This is a genomic window from Saccharopolyspora pogona (assembly GCF_014697215.1).
Taxonomy (GTDB): Bacteria; Actinomycetota; Actinomycetes; order Mycobacteriales; family Pseudonocardiaceae; genus Saccharopolyspora; species Saccharopolyspora hattusasensis.
In genome coordinates, this window is the sequence record NZ_CP031142.1 from 285,817 (window position 1) to 305,335 (window position 19,519).

Genomic DNA, 19,519 nt, shown 5'->3' on the forward strand with positions numbered 1-19,519 from the left:
TTATGACCAACGGGCAGGAACTTGCATTCCCACCGGGCTTTGCCTGGGGGGTTGCCACGGCCTCGTATCAGATCGAAGGTGGTGCGAAGGAAGATGGTCGTGGGGCGTCCATCTGGGACACGTTCACCGCCCGGGAGGGCACGGTCGTCAACGGCGACACGGGTGATACGGCCTGCGATCACTTTCACCGCTACCCCGAAGACGTCGCAATGATCGCCGAACTCGGGTTCCCGACGTACCGCTTCTCGGTGTCCTGGCCCCGAGTCATGCCGGACGGGCGGACGTTGCAACCATCGGGAATCGCGTTCTACGATCGACTTGTCGACGAGCTGCTCAGCCACGGCATTAATCCGATGGTCACGCTCTACCACTGGGACCTGCCGCAGGCACTTGAAGACACAGGGGGATGGCGCGTCCGCGACACCGCTGCACGGTTCGCCGATTACGCGGCGACGGTGTACAGCGCTCTCGGCGATCGAGTCCAGGAGTGGACGACGCTCAACGAGCCGTTCTGCTCGGCCTTTCTCGGCTACGGCAACGGGGTTCATGCGCCCGGAGTCGTCGATCCCGGCACGGCGCTAGTCGCAGGACACCATCTCCTGTTGGCTCACGGATGGGCAATGGACGTATTGCGGACAGCCGCAAGCCCTGGGCAGCGATTTTCCATCGTGCTGAACTTCTCGCCGGTGCTGGTCGATGTGGACGACGAGCCGCACCGCGAGGCGGCGCGCAAATTCGATGGTATGCATAACAGGCTCTTCCTCGATCCGGTGCTGGGCCGCGGCTATCCCGAGGACGTGCTCGGCGATGTCGCTCACCTGCAGGCCCTGGAACCCGCGATCCATGATGGCGACCTGACGACGATTGCCGCCCCGATCGACTGGCTCGGGGTGAACTATTACGCGCCGACCCGCGTGGCACCGTTGCCGGATCCAACCGAACCGAGCAACTGCGGCCTTCCAGGTTTGCGGGGCTTCAACGTGCTTCCGCCGCGCGGCCCGCTCACCTCGTTCGGTTGGGAGCAGACACCAGAGTCGCTGACTGACCTGTTGCTGTGGCTGCACCGGCACTGCCCGGACCTTCCGCTCGTGGTGGCGGAGAACGGCGCTGCCTTCCCTGACGCGGTCGATTTCGACGGCCGGATCCGAGACGGCGAACGGATCCGCTACTTCGCCGAGCACCTCCGCGCCGTCCACCGGGCGATCGAGCAAGGCGCAGACGTTCGCGGCTACCTCGCGTGGTCGTTGCTGGACAACTTCGAGTGGGCGATGGGGTATTCGCAGCGGTTCGGTCTGGTTCACGTCGACTTCGACACCCAGCAGCGCACGATCAAAGACAGCGCCCGGTTCTATTCGCGCGTCGTGGCCGCCAACGCCATCCCGGACGAGGCCTCGAACGCCATCCCGGACGGTGCCTCGGTCGATCGAGTTGTGGACGGTGCCTCGGTCGATCGAGTTGCGGACTGACATCGAGGCAACCCGGTGCACCTCGATGGACGGCTACCGCCTTCCAGCGGGACGAAGGAGACGCTGACCACCGCGCACGGTCGTGCGCTGGCTCGCTCCTTGCCGAGGGCGATGTTTACCTCGGGTCGGTTCAGCACCAACAAGGAGATCGCGACCCATTCGTGAAGCGCTGCGCATGGCCGAAAGCCATGCGCAGCATTTTTTCACCAAGCTTGGGGCCCCTCCCGAGCCCAGGTCGCCGTATTTGTTCCTGAGCAGCTGCAGTCCTGATCATCCACGACCCTCGTCCTCGATCACGAACCCGGGACGTCGAGACGCTCAACTCCTGCGAGCCAGTGCCGCGTCTACGAACCTTGATCGTCCTATTGATCACCATGCGTTCGCAGCCCAACCACCCCGGCCCGCCTTGGAGAGGTGCCGATTTCTCGCGAAATTGGCGTTCACCCGGGTGACGGTCAATTTCTCGCGAAATTGGGCTCTTCTGCTTCTTCCGCGGGTGGGTTAGGCGGGTCCGGGGAGGGTGGGTCGGTGGCCGCCGAGGGCGAGCATGGCGAGGGCGATGCGGGCTTCGTGGTTCGGTTGCACCGCACTACCGCATGCGTCAGCGCAATTAGCCTGGTGCTGGATAACTCTTTGCCGCAGCGGTTTTCGGCATCCCAGTCCACGCCTGCATGAGCTCACCGTAGTGCGATGACCGGACAAGCAGATCGTCGTGCTCACCGAGCAGGGCCTGTCTGCCGTCCATGACCAGCACCTGGCGCGCGCGCCGCGCGGAGGCGAGCCGGTGGGCGATGATCACGAGGATTCCGCCACGTTCGGCGAAAGCCCGCTCGGCTCGCGCCTCGGCAGCACCGTCGAGGTGCGTGGTGGCTTCATCCAGGACAATGATCCGAGCCGGGCTCGCATAAACCCTGGCGAGAGCCAACACCTGGCGTTCCCCTGAGGACAGCCCGACGCCTCCGTGCGCGAGCGCACCGGACAATCCGCCGATCCTCTCGACCAGACCGGCGGCGCCGACCGCGTCGACCGCCGTCAGCAGGTGGGTGTCGTCGGCGTCGGGTGCCAGCAAGGCGAGATTCTCCCGGACACTGCCGGCGAACAGGTAGGTCTCCTGGGGAGTGAACGCGATGGTCCGGGCGCGGTGCGCGGGATCGACGGCGTTGATCGGTACTCCGCCGAGCAGGACTTCGCCTTGGCATGGCGTGATGGTTCCGGTCAGAAGCCCGGCGAGGGTGGATTTGCCGATCCCGCTTGGGCCGACCACGGCCAGGTGGTCGCCGGGACGTAGCTGGAGTTCGAAGTCGCGCAGCACGGGTTCGGCGTGGCCGCCCCAGCGATGCGTCAGCCTCCGCACCGTGATTGTGCCGTCGCTCGGCTCGTCCCCACCGGTTCGCCGCACCGGTGGCTGAGCCTCCCCGAGCCGATTGAGCGTGACGAGCAGCCGCAGCACCACTGTGCTCATGGTCGCGGCGAATCCGTGCAGGGCCGGCTGCAGTGTCCCCGTCAGGTACACCAGCACTCCGACCACGGCTCCCGCACTGAGCCGTCCGTCGGTGTTCATACCGGGCGCTGCCGCGAGCACGAGGACAATCGGGAGGAAGCTACCGACCGCAACCACTGCGGTGCGCAGGGCCGCAGCGTTGGACATTCGGACGGAGGCATTGGCCTGGGCGGTGATCGCCGCTCGAACCGTCGCGTCGGCGATGTTCTGGGCGCCGCATGCGACCACGTCTCGTGTGCCGGCAAGCACCGCTCCCGCAGTTGTGGCGGTGTGCTCATCGGCCATGGCAACTCCTCGTTGCCGGCGGGCCAGGGCAGGCAGCAGGCAGAGGAACACCCCTACTGCGCCCACGATCGGCGGGCCGATGAGCCAGATCAACGGTCCCGACATCGTTGCCACTCCAGCAAGGGCACCGACCACCATCACCACGAGCCCTCTAGCTTGCACGAGCAATCCGGCCGTCGCGTCCCGGACGATCTCCACATGCTGGGTGATCCGTGCGACGCCGGCGGCATCCGGACCACCACGGGGCGGCGCGGTCTCATGCAGCACGCCTTGTACCACCGTGCGCACCAAGGTGTCGCGTAGCGGCTCGACGATCGTGCCGAGCCGTTGCCATACCAGCCGCACTCCGACCGCGCCTGCCACTGCGGCGGCGGCGAACGCGGCCAGCCAAGCAAACCCCACCGCGACCCGACCCGCGGCGAAACCCTCATCGACGGCTCTTTGCACGAGTCCACCGGACAGGAAAGCCGGCAGCGCTTCCAGCGCAGAGCATGCCAGCAGGACCGACCAGTCCCGCCAGTGCCCGGAAAGAGCGCGCCAGTATCCAGCTGTGACCGTCACGGCTGGCCCTCCTCGGTGAACACTGCGCGGTAGGCAGGATCGATCCAAAGGACGTCGTGCGGGGCGATGGCGCGAACCCGACCGTCCTCCAACCACAAAACCGCGTCCGCGCGGCGCGCGGTGCCGGCTCGGTGTGTGACGACGATGCGGGTCAGATCCGGTAATGCGGTGGAGATGGCGGCCTCCACCCGCGCTTCCGTCACAGTGTCAAGGCTGGCGGTCGCGTCGTCGAGCACCAGCAACCGGGGCCGTCGCACCAGGGCCCTGGCCAGTCCGATGCGCTGCGCCTCACCACCGGAGAGCGGGGCTTGCGCAAGCGGAGTGCGGTACCTCGCAGGCAAGCGGTTGATGAGACCGTGGACATCGGCCATGCGGCAGGCCGAGCGGACGTCGTCCGCGTCCGCGCCGGTGCCGTATGCCACCGCTGCGCAGACAGTGTCGCCGAGCAGCGTGGGCCGTTCGAAGCCATATCCGATGGCGGACCGGGCAACCACATGGGTGGCGACCCCATCGAGCAGGACGTCACCTCGGTCCGGGCGGCGCAAGCCACCCAGAAGTTCGGCCAAGACCGACTTGCCGGAGCCCGACCGCCCGACCACGGCCACAGTGTCCCCGCCGGGCACCACGAGGTCGACGTCGGAGAGCGCACCGTCTACACCGACTCCGCGCAGCTCGAGCCTGCCCGGTCCGCGCGGCGGAAGCCGATGCGGTGCGGGTTCAGGATCGCCGTCGACCACCTCCGCGATCCGCGTGGCGCACGACCGCGCGCGGGCCAACGCCGTGAACAGCGGCATCTGCCGCACCAACCCCAGTCCGAGAGTCGTGTAACCGAGCGCGGCGAGCACGTCACCGACGCTGATGTCCCCGGTCAGCACCCCGACCCCAGCCGTGCCGAGCACCGCCACTTGAACACAAGGCAGCAGCAGACCGGCCCGCCACATCATCCGCGCCTGTGTCCGCCACACTCCCGCGCCCGCCGCGCTCAGCCTGGGCAGGGGGCGTAGCACGCGCGCTGTCTCCTGGTCAGCCACACCTGCGGCGGCGATGGTGCGAAGCCCACCAACGGCGTCGAGCAACCGGGCGCCAAGTTCGCTGGAATTTTCCTGGTAAGCCAGCAAATCCGTGGCGGTATGCCGCAGGTGGGAGCGTGCTAGCAGGGCCGCGAGCGGTGTGGCGCACAGGAACACGACGGCGATTCGCCAGTCGAGCAGTGCGAGCGCGGTCACCGCTCCCGCCGACAGCACCAGAGCTGTGCCCAACTGGATCACGTTCGCAGTGATCTGCCCGGCGCCTGTGCAGTCACTGGAAATCCTGCTGACCGCGTCGCCGTTGGCAAGGACGGACCGGTATCCGCCGCGGATCAGCCCGGCGACGAGGCGGACCCGCAGGCGGGCGGTAGCCGAAGCGGTGAGTCGCGCGGTCAGCGCCACTCCCATGACCTCGCCGATGATTTGGACCGAACCTAGCGAAACCAGCCACATCACCCGGGCAGGTCCGCCATCTCCGGTGATGACGGCGTCGATGGCACCCGCGAGGGCACTGGGCAGCAGGAGACCGGCGGTGGCCGTCAGAAGGGCGGTGAGCACGAGCAAGGCCGCGGCACCCCGGTCCTGTTCAACTACCGAGCGCAGCACGCGATCGCCCACACCGGCCATGGGCCTGCTCCTTGTCGTTCGGGTTGCCTGCGGCCACACTGGGAGGTGCGGGAGCGGCGCACTTGTCCTGCGCCGCTCCCACACCTACGACCTCACTGGCAGGTCAGCAGGCTGATCGTGCTCTGCGCACACGCGGCGAGCAGGCTCAGGTTGCTCGCGCCGCCGTAGTTGGAGTCGCCGTAGGCGAGGTCGTTCTGAGCGTCGAGTTCCTGCAGTTCCAGAATCGTTCCCATGGTTTTATTCCCTTCACATTCATTTCGCTAACCGACCGTGATTCGGTCGGCGTCTTTGTGGGACGGATCAGGTGAGTGCGCCGAAGAAGGGCAGCACACGGCCATGACCGTCGAGGGTTGCGGCGACAGTCGTCAGCACCCCGGCACCTCCGGTACCGAGGTCCATTGACAGCCGCAGCAACTGGTTACCGGGGATCGCGATTCCACCGTCGCCATAAGGGATTGCATGCCAGCCCAGGGCGGAGAGGTGTCGTGCGATCGCTTCGGCCAAAATAGGGTCGGGTGAACGCCGGTGAGCCGCGGCCAGCGCCGCCAGCAGCCCACAGCGGCCGAACAGCAGACCGGGATGGATAACGAACTCTCCGACGCAGCCGCGGAGCAGATCGGACTGCCGGCGTAGGCATGACGCGGCCGGGTGCCGCGCGGCGAGTTCCTCTGCCACCAGCGCGATTCCCGCGCTGCCCACCGCCAGATATGGCAGGGTGCGGGCGTGGCCGTCGCGGACCTGGAGGACACCGTCGTCGGTGGTCACGCACTCGTCCAGATCCCGGCTGAGCGCACGGTCGGCGAGTTCGAGCCAGCCGCGGTCGCCGGTGTCGTCATAGAGGTGAGTGAACAGCAGTGCGGGGCCGGACCAACCGTCGAGCAGCCCCGCCCGGCCGACCTCTCCCGGGGGCACGGCGCGGGTCAGTGCGTCGGCGAGGTGGTCACCCAGGCTGTGGGCGTGTTCCCGGAACTCGCGGTCTTCCCTGCTACCGGCAAAATGCAAGAGGTTCAGCGCGATTCCGGACAGGCCGGCAGCGAAACCGTGGTCGCGGGTTTGCGTGACGAGAAGCTCGGCACCGGCAAGCAGCGCGTCCGCTTCGTCGTGATGGCCGAGGTTCTCCAGCACGTAGGCGATTCCGTGCGCTCCGTCGAAGAAACCAGGACGAGCAGGCGGTGTCCGGCGGACGGCGTCGACCAGCCAGCGTTCGTGCTCCGGGTAGCGGCCCGTTCCTGCGACATCCAATGCGTGCAGGACACCCGCCGCGCCATAGGCGAAACCGGTGCCACCGAGACGAAACTGCTCGATGTCGCCGGGGAACAACCGGTCGTCGCGTTCGGGCGTCGCGGAGCAGAGGATCGCTTCGGCGAGGCCTTTGCGCACCACACCCCAGTCCGGATTCGGCTGGTCGAGCTCGGTCGCGGAGACGACGTCAGCAGGAGCCAGCTCATTGCGGATCGAGTCGCCGTAGCCGTTCGGGAGCGGGAACCTGCGCTCGATCACTTCGACGAATCCGGACAGTTTGCCCGGGGCGAGTTCCAACAGCGGATTCAGCGGCAGAAACATCCAGAGTTTCAGCGCAGCGAGCGCATACCGGTCGATCGCGACGCCAGTGCGGCCCTTGGGAGCGCGGAATCCGGGCGCTCCGAGCGCGGGACGTGGCGCGTCGTCGTCGGCGGAGGCCATCTCGAAGTCGATAAAGGAGACGCCGCCATCCTCGTCGACCAGCACGTTGAGCGCGTGCAGATCACCGAAGACCACCCCCCGTTCGTGGACGCGGTCCAGCAGTCGCTCCACTTTTTCCAGCAGATCAACGGCGCGGTCCGTGTAGTCGGCGATTTCGTGCTCGTCCGGATGCTGCCGCGTGAGTGGATACCGACGCGCCAACCACGAGCCGAGCGGAACGCCGGGCACCAGGTCCATGGCGAGGAAGGTGTGCTCCCACACTTGGAAAAGCTCGTGCGCGGTGGGAATGCCGTCGATGTCGGCGAGGCGGCGCAGGATGTCGTTCTCACGATGCAGCCGGGCTACCGCGTCGGTACCGTCGCGGTCCAGGCCTGCGTGCGGGCGGGCTTCCTTGAGTACGACCTGCTCGCCGTCGGCGTCGCGCACGGCGCGGTAGACACCGCCGCCGTTGGAGAAGTGCAGCGATGACGTCACGCGGTAGGGAAGCGCGGCGCGATCACCACTTTTGCGCGCGTTCAGCGATGCACTCAGGCAGTCGGGCACATTAACCCAGTCGGGGACGGAGAAACTCGTCCCGCGTTTGTCGGGAACCAGCGCTCCGTCCGGGCCCTGTATGGCGAGCACGCGAGTTCCGTCCAACTCCACCGAACGCTCCACGAACCCGCCGTAACGGACGTACAATGGACCCGGCCCATAGCGAAGGTCGCTGAGGATGTACGGGCCCTCCTCGCCCCGCAATTGCTGAGACAATTCTTCCAGCACCAGTTCCAGCTGATGCTCGTCGAGTGGATAAATTGTGACGAACTTGCCGCTCGCGGACCGCGGCGCATATTTGGCGTTGCGGGACAGGAGAACCTTGGGGCTGCGCAAGTGTTTGAACGCGACACGCTCTCGCAGGCAGTACTCGTGGACGGTCGACAGCACCCTCTCCGCGTTGTCCAGCGTGGCCGAGACGTGCACCTTCCAGCCCTGATCGGGTAGATCGACGTCGTGCGGACGCAGCATCCGCCACGTCCCGAGATTGCTCTCGATCCAGTCTTCTCCCGGTGCGGAAAGCAGGGTCGCGTAATCGTCGTGCAGACCGGAGGGCCGGTGTTGCTCGTCAAAAAAGAGCGGATCTGCGAAGCAGAAAGCCTCGTATCGGAGATCCATTCCAGCCCTCTCGGTATGCGGACGTGAGCATGTGTCCAAGTTAGTTGAAACCGCCTCGGCGAGCGCAGGGCATTCCGGCGTCAGGCCGCCGATAAATTGCGCCACGTTTTTCCGGAATCGCCAAGACGCCGTTTCGGTGATCACCATAGGCCGAACGAGTGTATACTAAAGGCGTGCTTGTCGGCAGAAAGTTACACTACGTGATCTCAACTCAAGGTAAGATTCACCCACTTGTACAGTAACAAGACCTCCTTTCAGCGAAAATGGTCGGCGCGGGCGTGGAGCCGATGCGGCGTGTCCGAGATCTCATGAATTCCGTTTTCTCATCATCGGCTACGAGGCGCGGTTGTTGACCGAACGTTGCCGATTCACCTTTGGGCATCCCAACGCGCCTATTTGGGCAATTGATTTGGTCCGCCAGAAGTGACGTCGGCTGGGGCCGGCCACCGCTTCCCGAAGAGACGCGAGCCCGCCGACATCGTCACGCCACGAGGCTCCATGCGAGCTGTCATGACGAAGACGAAGGCCGCGTGCGAGGGGGGAGGTCTGCTGCCCACAGGTCGGCACGCAGGGGCCGTAGATTCGTTTTCTGGTAGCCGCGCTGCGGTTGATCGCCGAATCGCGACAGGTCTGGCTGCCGTCTCCGACAAGCCCATCCTGATGCCGGCACCGAGCGCGGCGGTCGCCCGCCAACAGCGCAGCGTGTGAACTGGCTAGCGGAGAGGCCGCGAAGTTCCACGTGCCAGAGCGGAGAGGGGGCGTCGATCAGCCTGACGAGCCCGAGCCCCGGCGGAACGTAGCCGCAGCGCGAAGCTTTTCCGGCCGCGCCCATTCTCTTCGACGTTATGCCGGTGCTACCCGAGCCGCAGGCGGTGGTCGGTGCCGTTCTCGCCCAACGAAGGAACCGCTGAAAGCGCTTGGGGATGTGCTGGACCCGTTGATCGGCAAGCTGGCCGACGTCCAGCTATCAGCGCTTTCTGCACCTGCACGGCGAATCTGGATTCTCCGACGGGGTTTTACGAGGCAGGACAGATTTGGCTCGATTGTCCGAAGCGTGGCTGTGTCCATCGCAGCCAATGGTCTTCTGCGGTGGCCACAATCGCCTCGATTACGTGGACGTCGGCGAGCAGGGCCGTTCCTGCGCCGAGACCCCGCTTGGCCGGTTCAGACAGCTTCGGCGAGCTGGAAATGATCTTTCGGGCGGCGCCTTTCAATGGCGACGTGCCGCATCGAGGGTGTTTGTCAGCCGCGAGGGTGTCCTCGAGCTCAGTCGACTGCGGAGGAGAACTGCGGCATCGAGACCGCCGGGACGCGGGCCGCTCCCGGCTTCGGCTCTTCGGCCGGAGTCGTGTCGAACAGCTTTTCCTCGACGGGCTCGGGCTGCTCGACCGGCTCCGGGGCGACCGGCTCGGCGGCCTTCTTGCTGAGGTGCTCGCGGGTGCGCTGCGCGGCGCCGCGGATCTGCTCGGTCAACTGCTTGTTGGTCTGCCGGACCTGCTCCTCCTCGCGCTCCTGCTGGCGCGTGCTGCGCGCCGGCTCGGGCTTCGGGGCGCGCGCGGCCTTGATGTAGCGGTCGAGGACGGCCCGGAATCTTTGGGCGTGCTCGTCGTTCAGGTCGATTTCATACGTCACACCATCCAGCGCGAAGGTGACGGTGTGGTTGGCTAGGGACCCGTCGATGTCATCGACGAGTTCGACCTGAATCCGTTCGGCCATGATCACCTGTCTCGGGAGCGTGCCCCGCCTCGATCCGCGACACTTGCAGGTAAGACTACTGCGAGCCTTGACCACGTTGTAGCTCGCGGCAGCGCCGTTGTCTCGTACTCAACCATAGAACAGCTGGATGCCCGGCCGATAACCGCCGGGCGGGTCACGTACCACCCGCGCACGGCGGCGGTCAGTGGCCACCAACGGACAGTAACCGCTGTGGGGCAATCCTAGCATGTAATCCAGTGCACATCGAAGAGAATTCCGGCGGGCCGGACCATTCTCGCAGCGATCGTAGCGCACCTCCCGGACGGGAATGTCATCCGCCAGCAATTTCTCCTCGAGCGTCGAGAACTCCGCGCTGTCGGACCTCGACGCCCGGCGGGTAGTCGGAGCGCCCGACTCGGGGTCGGTGATCTCAACAGGCTGAAGTTGCGCAACCGGGCGGATGCCGTGGCCCACGCGGTCCGCTCCGGTCGTGAGTGCGAAAACGGACTGGAGGCTGCTTTCGCACTCACGACTTCGTTGCGGATTCATGGTAGGAGATCGATGACGAACACCTGACCACCTTTTCCCACGCACGGTTCCATTTCTGCTTCGGTGCCTTCGGTGGTGCTCGAGCCGACGATGCCTACGCACCCCTGGCCCTTCACCCGGAGCACGTACTGTCCACTCCCATACAGTCTGCTGGGTTCGATCTCGAAAGAGCTGCCTTGTTCGCAGTCGTCCCTTGGTTCCAGCAGTCCGGCCCCGGGGCCCTCGGACAGTGCCTTCAGGCAGCCCCTGCCGTAGTCGGGGTGGTGCCACTGGATGCGGTAATTACCTTCACCCGTGGGCTCCAGCAGGGTAGTTTGCGGCGCCACTTCGTCGCACGGGCGCTGCACCGCCACCAGCGGGACATACCGGTGGCTCTGGACACGCCCATCGGTCAGGCACAGGTGAGGAGCCGTAACGGGGCGTAGTCGTACCCACCCACGCGGCAGTGTTGACCAGATACCCGAAGTGGTGGACTCCGTGTGCTGGACGTCCCCGGCTGGCCGGCCGAATGGGATCAGCATCCAGGCCATCGACGCGGTAACGGCTCCGAACGCGGCGGCCATTGTCAGTGGTAGGAGATGCCCTTTGAACCTCCTGCCGCTCGGCTGTCCGTACCTGACCGGTTCCGTTGACGCGGCTTCGGCCGGTTCTGTGGGCGCGGGGCCGGCTTTGTCCAACCCATGTTCGAGTGCTTCCCCGCGAGCGATCACGCCCAACGCATCAAGCCATGCTGTCGCTTCGCTTCCGCGTCCGCAGGCGTGTACGAAGGCAGTCAGCAATTCCGGACGCGGCAGTCTCTTTCCGCCTAGAACGTCGGCCAACGTGCTGCGCGCCAAAATCTCACCACGCGCGGCCGCACGCTCCTCCAATTGCCGGTAGGTCAGCTGTGATTCTTGCTTGAGCCGTCGCATAAGCGCTACGAACTCCACGGCGTCGCGCGGCTTTACCCCCAGGATTTCCATACCTGCCATCTTCGTCGGTTGCGCATCACTCGGCATCGTCCATTCGAGCTGTCCGAGATCGGCGGCGCGAGGTCGGACGCGCATCCGGACAAGGCGCTGATCAGCCGTTATCGACTCGGACCTTCCGGGACGCGGCACTTGTGTTGACGTGGACTCGGTCGCGCCAGCAAGATTTCGACGTTCCGCCTGCCCGTTTCTCGGCGGGAATGAAGGAAATCGCAACAGAATGCGAAGGGAAAATACATGCGCATCACCGCTAACTGGCGCGCGACCGCCGCCGTCTTCCTGATGGCGTTCTCGGCCATCACGGCTCTCGGCCCTGCCGCGGCCGCGGATCCGGTAGCCGGTTCCGGGATTGCTCCGATGGAAACCACGGCACCCAAGTGCATGCTGGACAAGGAGAAGAAGGGGAAAATATATACCACGGTGTGGGTCACCAACTCGTGCAAGCGCAACTACCGCGTCCAACTGATCATGGCACGAGGTGCGGACAGTCGCTGTTTCTCCATCACGCCCGGTCAAACCCGCAGCCACACGTCCCGTGGCATTAGCCCGTACCTGGACCGCATCATCCTGTGCTGAGCCCGCCCGCGAGTCCAAGGGCGTTCGGCTGGAGTGAACAGTACTCCTCCGCTGACCCGAGATTCCTGAAACAGCAACTGCCGCTCCGGCCGCATCGCGGAGCGGCAGTCTGCGTCGTCAGCGTGATCCGCCGACAGCGCTTGGCTTGGCGGACGTCACCGCGCCGAGATGTTCGCGCCGGTCTCGAGGCGGGCATCGTGCGGTGCGTGGTGGAAAGCCGGTAACCGTTGCGTCGTACCTTACGGGTAGCCTGCCAGAGCTGTCTGGTGAAGCTTGGCAAGATGAGTCGATTGATGCGGGCGCGACGTCCTTCTGCCCCGTTCGCTGATGCTGGCGGCCACCCTCGTGGCGGCCGTGGTGGAGATCGCGATCCTGCTGAACTTCGGACGGCTCGCCGAGAGGTTGGGGCAGGGAAAGGTCAGCGTCCTGGGCCGGCATCGCGTCAGCGCTCGCGGCGTTCCCGGTGTTCTGGCCGATCGACACCAAGAACCCGGCGCTGGTCGTCCTGGCGATCACCCTGGGCGTGGCGTGCCTGTCGGTGCCGTACGCCGTCGCGGGCTCGCTGCTCACGGAACTGTTCCCGCCGCAGCTGCGCTACAGCGGTGTTTCGATCGCGTTCAACCTGGGTGGTGTGGTCAGCGGATTCTGGCCGGAAACCCAGTTGGTAGGCAGGAAAAGGGGTTGGGCGGGAGCGCGTTCGGTTGGTAGCGTGCGGGAGTCCGTGACGTCACGCGAGGAGGTGAGACCCATGAACGCTGTATCGGTGTGGGTGCTCCCCTCTCGGTCACGGCCGGGCGATTGACGTAGGTGTCGCCGGGAGCGCCTCAGCAACAAGGCACTTCCGAAAGGCAACAACCTGGGCATTCTGCGCATTTCACGGTGGAGACATCGTCGAACGGTGTCGCCGAACGCGACTTCAGCGTCGGTGAGGTCACCAGCGTGCTCTGGTCGCCGGCTTCCGGTTTCGCCCGTGCCCCTCTGGGGCTGATGGGCCACGGTGGCGGTACGCACAAGAAAGCGCCGGGAATGGTGGGCCGTGCACACCGCTTCGTGACCAACTGCGGTTTCAACGTCGCCACCATCGACGCGCCCGGTCACGGCGGCCGGCCGCGCACGGCACACAACAAGCAGGCGCTCGCCGCACTGCAGCGGGCAATGGCAGCGGGCGGGCCGGTTGGTCCGATCGTCGTCCGCTACGACGCCCACCTGGCGGCGCGCGCGTGCCGTGCCGGAGTGGCAGACGACCCTGGACGCCCTCCAGGAGCTGCCGGAGATCGGCGCCGAAGGGCCGGTCGACTACTTCGGCCTGAACATGGGCACCGCGATCAGGGTGCCGTTGGCGGCGGTTGAACCCAGGGTCGCCGCCGCGGTCTTCGGTGTTTTCTGGCACGAGTCCCTGGCCGAGACGGCGAGGCGGATCACCATTCCGGTCGAGTTCGTGCTCCCGTGGGACGACGAGCACATCCCACGCGAATCCGGTCTCGCGTTGTTCGACGCCTTTGCCCCGAAAGAGAAGACGTTGCACGCCAACGTGGGGAAGCACAAGGAGTTGCCCAGGTTCGAGGCCGACAGCGCGGTCCATTTCTTTGCCCGGCACTTCGGCCGGGCCGTCGCGTCAGCGGCCTGACCTAACGGGTATCGGCGCCCGGCCACCAGTCGGGCGCCGATACCACCGGCCGCTCGCGTTCCGGAAAAGCTGCCCGATCTGGCGTGAGTTTCCTGGAAACGAAAGGAGATCCCTCGAGACCTATGGATCTTCGGGCAAAAATGCGCGCGCAGAGAGGCACCGTCCCGGAGTAAAGTTGTACTGCTGTTCGAAGGCCTGTCAATTTGGTGCTTCTGCGAACGACGAACCCACGGCACGAATTTGGAGATGCTAGTGACCTTGATCGCTCTTTCCTGGTTGGTTGGAGTTGCTTACACCATCGGTGGCGTTGCCAAACTGGCGGGGGTCGGGGTGATGCGGAAAGACGCTGAGCACTTCGGGTTTTCCTACCGCCTCTACCGGCTGATCGGCGCACTCGAACTGCTGGGCGGCATCGGCGTCGCCGCCGGTCTGCTGCTGAAGCCGATCGGTCTGGCCGCCGCGGCGGGCTTGGCGCTGTTGATGGCGGGCGCAGTCGTAGCGCATGTCCGGGCCAAGGACCCTGTCGGCAAGACCGCTCCGGCCGCTGTGTGCGGATTGCTGTGCATCGCGATCATCGCCTTGCACTCCCTGGCCTTAGTAGACTGACCAAGGGGCGTTGGGGAGTGCAAATGCGAGTGGAAACAGCAAATTCACTGCGCGGGTTCGTCGATGACGAACATATACGACGTCTTGACCCGCTAGGCTTCGATATCCGGCTTCCCTACCTGTGGGAGGCCAACGCGGCGAGTGATGTGAGGGCTCTGCTCGCCATGCTCAACGACATTCTTCCATCACTGGAAACGACGAAGACGATGTCGCTGCCCGAAAGTGTGGCAACGATACGGGATCTCGGCATCGTAATGGGCTCCGTCAAGAGGCACGGCGTTGAACCAGTGGTCGCGATTCCCGAACTGGAAGCGCCGTTGCGCGCCATAGGCGAACGCACCGGCATGATCCCACGGGACACCATCCACCACTACATACGGTGGAATCCGACGGGGCGCCGTGAGCGCATGTACACGGGCGAGCCGATGGAGAAGTTGCTCATGGCCTCGGTGCGCATCAGCTTGCCCAGGCTGAGCGCTGCTGTCGATGTGTGCACCGCTCTGCACACGGCCGAGGCCGGTGATCTCGACTTCGCGTTGGCTGCCAACGAACTCGCCGCGTTGGTGGGGGCCATGGAGGATTCGATCGACACGGTGATCGCCGATGTGACCCCGGAGTTCTTCGCTCGCACGATGCGTCCGTATTTCGAGGACATCCGCATCGGTGAGGAGACCTTCCTCGGTCCGGCGGCCGCGCATGTACCGCTCTCGCTGGTCGATCTGCTGCTGTGGGCGAGCGACCACAGCGACAGCGAATACCTGGAGTTCGTGCACGAGTCCGCCACCTATGGCCTGGAGCACTGGCGGCCTTTGTACCAGGAATGGGGGAATGCTCCGTCGCTCGCGGCGCGCGTGATCAGCGCTCTCGAGCGAGGTCCGGAGGGTGAAGTCCCGCTCGCGATGTACGCGAGCGTGGAGGCGCTGTGCCGAACACTCCGCTCGCTCATGGTCTTTCGCGGAAAGCACCTTACGGTCGCGCGCAAGGCGTATGCGGACGAGGTACGGCTGTACGAACTCGGCAGCGGCGGTGGGAGCATCGGTCTCCTGACCAACATCACGAGCCTGGTCAAAGGAATGTGGCACACGCTGCGCGGGCCTGTCCTCCAGCACACCAGGAGCACGACATGACCACATTAATCGACCAAGGAGACGCCACGTGCGGGCACTGATCGTCGGTGCGGGCATAGGCGGACTCACAGCCGCGCTGTGCTTGCATAACGCGGGTGTCGACGACGTAGTCATTCTGGAGGCTGCCGAGTCCATCGATCCGCTCGGGGTCGGGTTGAACATCCTGCCCAACGCGGTCCGGGTGCTCAGTGAACTCGGTGTATTCGAGTCGCTCGCCACCAAAGCAATCCGCACCAGCGATCTGCGCTACTACAACTGCCACGGCAATCTCATCTGGAGCGAGCCGCGCGGCTCCACGGCCGGGTACAGCTGGCCCCAGCTGTCCGTGCACCGCGGCGATCTGCAGCTGGCGCTGTTGGAAGCTGTCCTGGACCGCCTCGGCGAGCAGGCCGTGATCACTGGCTCGCCCGTTGGCGCAGTCCACGGTGGCAATGGTCGCGCGAGCGTCGAGGTGACTCGGACCGACGGCACCAGCGCTGCTCTGGAGGGCGACCTCGTGATCGGCGCGGACGGTATTGACTCCGCAGTCCGCGGCGGGTTGTATCCGGACGAGGAAAGTGCACCAGGCAACGGAATGGTGATGTGGCGGGGTACTTCCTGGGTGCAGCCATTCCTCGACGGCCGCTCGATGATCGTGTCGGGCGACGACGTCAGGCGGATCGTGCTCTATCCAATCCGTCAAGCCCACGACACGGCTGACGTTCTCGTCAACTGGGTGGCAGCGCAGCCAGCGCACGGGGAACTCCCGGTGTCCGGCGGACGGGTTGACCTGGCGCGGTTCCGCGAATCCTTCGACACTTGGTGGTTCGACTGGCTCGACATTCCCGGCATCATCGCCGCCGCCTCGGAAATGTACGAGTATCCCATGGTCGATCGAGACCCCTTGCCAAGGTGGACATTCGGACGTGTCACGCTCCTCGGTGACGCCGCCCACGCGATGTACCCAATGGGTTCCAACGGGGCTACCCAAGCGATCACGGATGCCCGGGCGCTGGGGAATGCGCTGGTGGAATACGACTCCCTCGACGAAGCGCTGTTCGCTTACGAGGCCGAGCGCAGGCCGATCACCACGCAGTTGCAGATCAGCAACCGAAACATGGGGCCGGAGTCCGTGATCACGGTCGCCCACCAACGGGCGCCGGACGGGTTCTCCGACGTAAGCGAGGTGTTCACGCCGAACGAGCTCGCCGCAGTCTCCCAAAATTACGCGCGCACCGGCCGATTTTCCATTGACTGGGTGAACACGAATACGAACCCGATTCCAGACGACAAAGGGCTCAACGCATGAACATTTCGCGAACCCGACGCGGCCGATGGGGCTCCACCGACGGGCGCAACGCGATCGCCGTGGTGGGGATGGCGTGTCGTTTTCCTGGCGCAGCTGGTGTCGCGGAGCTGTGGGAACTGTTGCGCGCAGGTGCGGATGCGACCGGGAACACGCCGATCGAGCGATACGACATCGAAGCGATGTACTCGCCGGACCGGGCACCGGGCAAGGTAGTCAGCCGCCGGTCGGGATACCTGGACGGCATCGACCAATTCGACGCCGAATTCTTCGGGATGTCCACCAACGAGGCCAAAAATCTCGACCCGCAGCAGCGGTTGCTGCTCATGACCGCTTGGGAGGCGCTAGAGGACGCCGGGCAGGCGCCCTCGGCCATTGCTGGCAGCCGCACCGGCGTCTACGTGGGCAACATGCACCTGGACTACTGGGATCTGGTCGCAAAGCGGGGTGCGGAGGCGATCACACCAGGGGCGATCTACAACTACCGGTCCGTGCTGTCCGGCAGACTGTCCTACACGTTTGATCTGCGAGGCCCGAGCATCCCTCTGGACACTGCCTGCTCGTCGTCACTGGTCGCCGTGCACCTGGCATGTCAGAGCCTGCGTGCGGGCGAAACAGGTCTGGCGCTGGCGGCTGGGGTCAACCTGAAGCTGACTGCCGACGAGGACGTGCTCCTGTCCCAAGTCGGGATGCTCGCGCCCGACGGCAGATGCAAGTTCGGCGACGCGTCTGCCAACGGCTTCGCCCCCTCCGAGGGTGTCGGCGTGGTCGTTCTGAAGCGCCTCGACCAGGCCCTCGCCGACGGCGACCGCGTCCGCGGCGTCATTCTCGGCAGCGCGGTTACCAATGACGGTGCGAGTAGCGGCTCGCTGCTCGCACCGTCGATCGAGGGACACGTGCAGATGCTGCGTTGGGCATACGAGGACGCGGGCGTTACGCCTTCCGACGTCGACTTCGTCGAAGCGCACGGAACCGGTACACCGATGATCGACCCGATCGAATTCGCCGGTCTTGGTGAGGTGCTCGGTGCCGGCCGGGCGGAGGACCACCCGCTGTACGTCGGCTCGGTCAAGTCCAACCTCGGGCACACCGAAGGCGCAGCAGGCGTCGCCGCCCTGATCAAGACCATCCTGTGCCTGGAACACCGCGAGGTCGTGCCAAGCTTGCACTACAACGTCCCCAATCCGAAGGTGGCGTGGGACGAACTCCCGGTTGAGGTGCCGACCGGTGTGCACCAGCTTCATGACCGTGGGAGCCTCGCTGTGGCGGGCATCAGCGGGCAGGGCATTTCCTCGGTCAACACCCACCTTGTCGTCGGCGAGTCCGACCCGGCTTGGCGCACCACCGAGCGGCCGCCAGCAGCCCGTGCCGCGTCCGTGTTCGCAGTTTCCGCACGAACCCCTGCCGCGCTCGATGACCTGGTGCGCCGCTATGTGCAGCACCTGCAACCAGGCGGAGCCGGCGAAGGCCTCGAACTGCGGGACATCTGCTTTACCGCAGCCACCCGCCGCGACCACCACACTTGCCGTCTCGCGTGCACGGCGTCATCCGTCAGCGAGCTCGTCACCAAGCTGCGTTGGCACCTCGACGGAGCTGGTGCGGGCCGCACAGCGGATCCTGCCTTCGCCGCAGTCGTGGACCACTACCTTGCCGGTGGCATGCCTGATTGGAGCGATGCTCTGGATCCCGCGGCGCATTACGTGGAATTGCCCACGTACCCGTGGCAGACCCGCGGATATTGGCTCGACAGCGTGAACCTGGCGGTGACCCCATGACCAGGGCTGCGGTTCTCGCGGGCCTCGGGGCGTGGGCACCACCCCGGGTGGTCACCAACGACGAGGTAGGTTCGCGGATCGCGGAGACCGATGAGTGGATCAGAACACGAACAGGTATCGGGGCCCGGCGGGTAGCCGCACCAGGGATGTCGACTAGGGAAATCGCTGTGAAGGCAGGTACACGGGCGTTGCGTTCGTCCAATCTGGCCACTGTAGACTATTTGGTACTCGCGACCACGACGCCCGACCAGATCATTCCGGCCACGGCGCCTTCGGTGGCGACCGAGATGGGGTTGACCGGTGTCGCGGCCTTCGACCTCAATGCTGCGTGTGCCGGGTTCGTGTATGGGCTGGCGGTCGCCACGGGATTGATCACGTCGGGTGTGACAGACAGCGTCCTGCTGATCGCAGTGGACGTCTTGTCGACGATCACGAACCCCAACGACCGCATGACGGCCGCACTTTTCGGGGATGGCGCAGGTGCTGTCGTGCTACGGGCAGGCGAGCAGGGAGAACCGGGCGCATTCGCCGGGTTCGACTTGCACAGCGCCGGTGAGCACGCTGACCTGATCAAGGTCCCGGCCGGGATTCGAACGTATTCGATGCCTGATGCGGTCGCCGAGGAGAACGACAGGTACATATCCATGGCGGGCAAGGAAGTTTTTCTCGCCGCGGTCGCCAACATGTCGTCGTCGTCCAGGACTGCGCTTGCCCGAGCAGGGCAAGCTATTGGTGACGTCGACCGAGTCGTCGGTCACCAGGCCAACATTCGCATCCTGCATGCGCTGGCAAAGCAGTTGGACCTCCCGCAGGACCGCCTCGTCACCAACATCGAGCGGTTCGGTAACACATCCGCGGCGTCGATCCCGCTCGCGCTCGTCGATGGCGTGACCAGCGGAGCGTTGCACCCTGGACATCTCGTCCTGCTGACCGCGTTCGGAGCCGGATTCACCTGGGGAGCCACGACAGTCCGATGGCCGGACCTCGCGGTCGAACCGGTTGACTGAC

Annotated in this window: 15 protein-coding genes; 9 read left to right on the forward strand and 6 right to left on the reverse strand. The window is 65.5% G+C overall.

Translation table 11 applies throughout. From position 1 onward, the window contains the following. Nucleotides 1-2: 2 nt before the first annotated feature. Nucleotides 3-1,466, forward strand: coding sequence for a GH1 family beta-glucosidase (locus DL519_RS00740; RefSeq protein ID WP_190812444.1), 1,464 nt, complete (start codon nucleotides 3-5; stop codon nucleotides 1,464-1,466). A 610-nt stretch (nucleotides 1,467-2,076) separates the two neighbouring features. Here DL519_RS00740 and DL519_RS00745 read toward each other — a convergent pair. From DL519_RS00745 to DL519_RS00770, 6 genes are all read right to left on the reverse strand, one after another. After that, entirely contained in the window at nucleotides 2,077-3,813 is a 1,737-nt protein-coding gene (locus DL519_RS00745; protein ID WP_190812445.1) for an ATP-binding cassette domain-containing protein, read from the reverse strand. After that, on the reverse strand, nucleotides 3,810-5,468 hold the full coding sequence (locus DL519_RS00750; protein ID WP_190812446.1) for an ABC transporter ATP-binding protein: 1,659 nt from the start codon (nucleotides 5,466-5,468) through the stop codon (nucleotides 3,810-3,812). Before DL519_RS00750 ends, DL519_RS00745 begins: the two co-directional genes overlap by 4 nt. Before the next feature lie 92 nt (nucleotides 5,469-5,560). Continuing rightward, nucleotides 5,561-5,701, reverse strand: a complete 141-nt coding sequence (locus tag DL519_RS00755) for a SapB/AmfS family lanthipeptide (protein ID WP_190812447.1) — start codon at nucleotides 5,699-5,701, stop codon at nucleotides 5,561-5,563. A gap of 67 nt (nucleotides 5,702-5,768) precedes the next feature. After that, on the reverse strand, nucleotides 5,769-8,303 hold the full coding sequence (lanKC, locus tag DL519_RS00760) for a class III lanthionine synthetase LanKC (RefSeq protein WP_190812448.1): 2,535 nt from the start codon (nucleotides 8,301-8,303) through the stop codon (nucleotides 5,769-5,771). 1,266 nt (nucleotides 8,304-9,569) lie between these two features. Continuing rightward, nucleotides 9,570-10,019: a histone-like nucleoid-structuring protein Lsr2 gene (locus DL519_RS00765; protein ID WP_223838304.1), complete on the reverse strand. Its 450-nt coding sequence runs from the start codon at nucleotides 10,017-10,019 to the stop codon at nucleotides 9,570-9,572. A 524-nt stretch (nucleotides 10,020-10,543) separates the two neighbouring features. Next, entirely contained in the window at nucleotides 10,544-11,509 is a 966-nt protein-coding gene (locus DL519_RS00770) for an RICIN domain-containing protein (RefSeq protein WP_190812450.1), read from the reverse strand. Nucleotides 11,510-11,752: 243 nt separating this feature from the next. Between DL519_RS00770 and DL519_RS00775 the strand changes: the two genes are divergently transcribed. The 8 genes from DL519_RS00775 to DL519_RS00810 all read left to right on the forward strand — a co-directional run bounded on the left by DL519_RS00775 (nucleotide 11,753) and on the right by DL519_RS00810 (nucleotide 19,518). Beyond that, the gene (locus DL519_RS00775; protein WP_190812451.1) at nucleotides 11,753-12,091 is read left to right on the forward strand and encodes a hypothetical protein; all 339 of its coding nucleotides are present in this window, start codon (nucleotides 11,753-11,755) and stop codon (nucleotides 12,089-12,091) included. 463 nt (nucleotides 12,092-12,554) lie between these two features. Continuing rightward, nucleotides 12,555-12,893 carry a hypothetical protein gene (locus DL519_RS45350; protein WP_223838305.1) on the forward strand — a complete coding sequence of 113 codons (339 nt, stop codon included), beginning with the start codon at nucleotides 12,555-12,557 and terminating at the stop codon, nucleotides 12,891-12,893. 372 nt (nucleotides 12,894-13,265) lie between these two features. Next, nucleotides 13,266-13,718 carry a dienelactone hydrolase family protein gene (locus tag DL519_RS49340; protein ID WP_317891336.1) on the forward strand — a complete coding sequence of 151 codons (453 nt, stop codon included), beginning with the start codon at nucleotides 13,266-13,268 and terminating at the stop codon, nucleotides 13,716-13,718. Nucleotides 13,719-13,964: 246 nt separating this feature from the next. Then, nucleotides 13,965-14,324 (forward strand): DoxX family protein, encoded by a 360-nt coding sequence (locus DL519_RS00790; protein WP_223838306.1) that lies wholly within the window; start codon nucleotides 13,965-13,967, stop codon nucleotides 14,322-14,324. A 23-nt stretch (nucleotides 14,325-14,347) separates the two neighbouring features. Beyond that, nucleotides 14,348-15,451 carry a monodechloroaminopyrrolnitrin synthase PrnB family protein gene (locus DL519_RS00795; protein ID WP_190812453.1) on the forward strand — a complete coding sequence of 368 codons (1,104 nt, stop codon included), beginning with the start codon at nucleotides 14,348-14,350 and terminating at the stop codon, nucleotides 15,449-15,451. 28 nt (nucleotides 15,452-15,479) lie between these two features. Beyond that, on the forward strand, nucleotides 15,480-16,739 hold the full coding sequence (locus DL519_RS00800; RefSeq protein WP_190812454.1) for a flavin-dependent oxidoreductase: 1,260 nt from the start codon (nucleotides 15,480-15,482) through the stop codon (nucleotides 16,737-16,739). After that, nucleotides 16,736-18,511, forward strand: coding sequence for a type I polyketide synthase (locus DL519_RS00805; protein WP_190812455.1), 1,776 nt, complete (start codon nucleotides 16,736-16,738; stop codon nucleotides 18,509-18,511). Before DL519_RS00800 ends, DL519_RS00805 begins: the two co-directional genes overlap by 4 nt. Continuing rightward, nucleotides 18,508-19,518 carry a beta-ketoacyl-ACP synthase III gene (locus tag DL519_RS00810; protein WP_190812456.1) on the forward strand — a complete coding sequence of 337 codons (1,011 nt, stop codon included), beginning with the start codon at nucleotides 18,508-18,510 and terminating at the stop codon, nucleotides 19,516-19,518. Before DL519_RS00805 ends, DL519_RS00810 begins: the two co-directional genes overlap by 4 nt. Nucleotide 19,519: the final 1 nt, after the last annotated feature.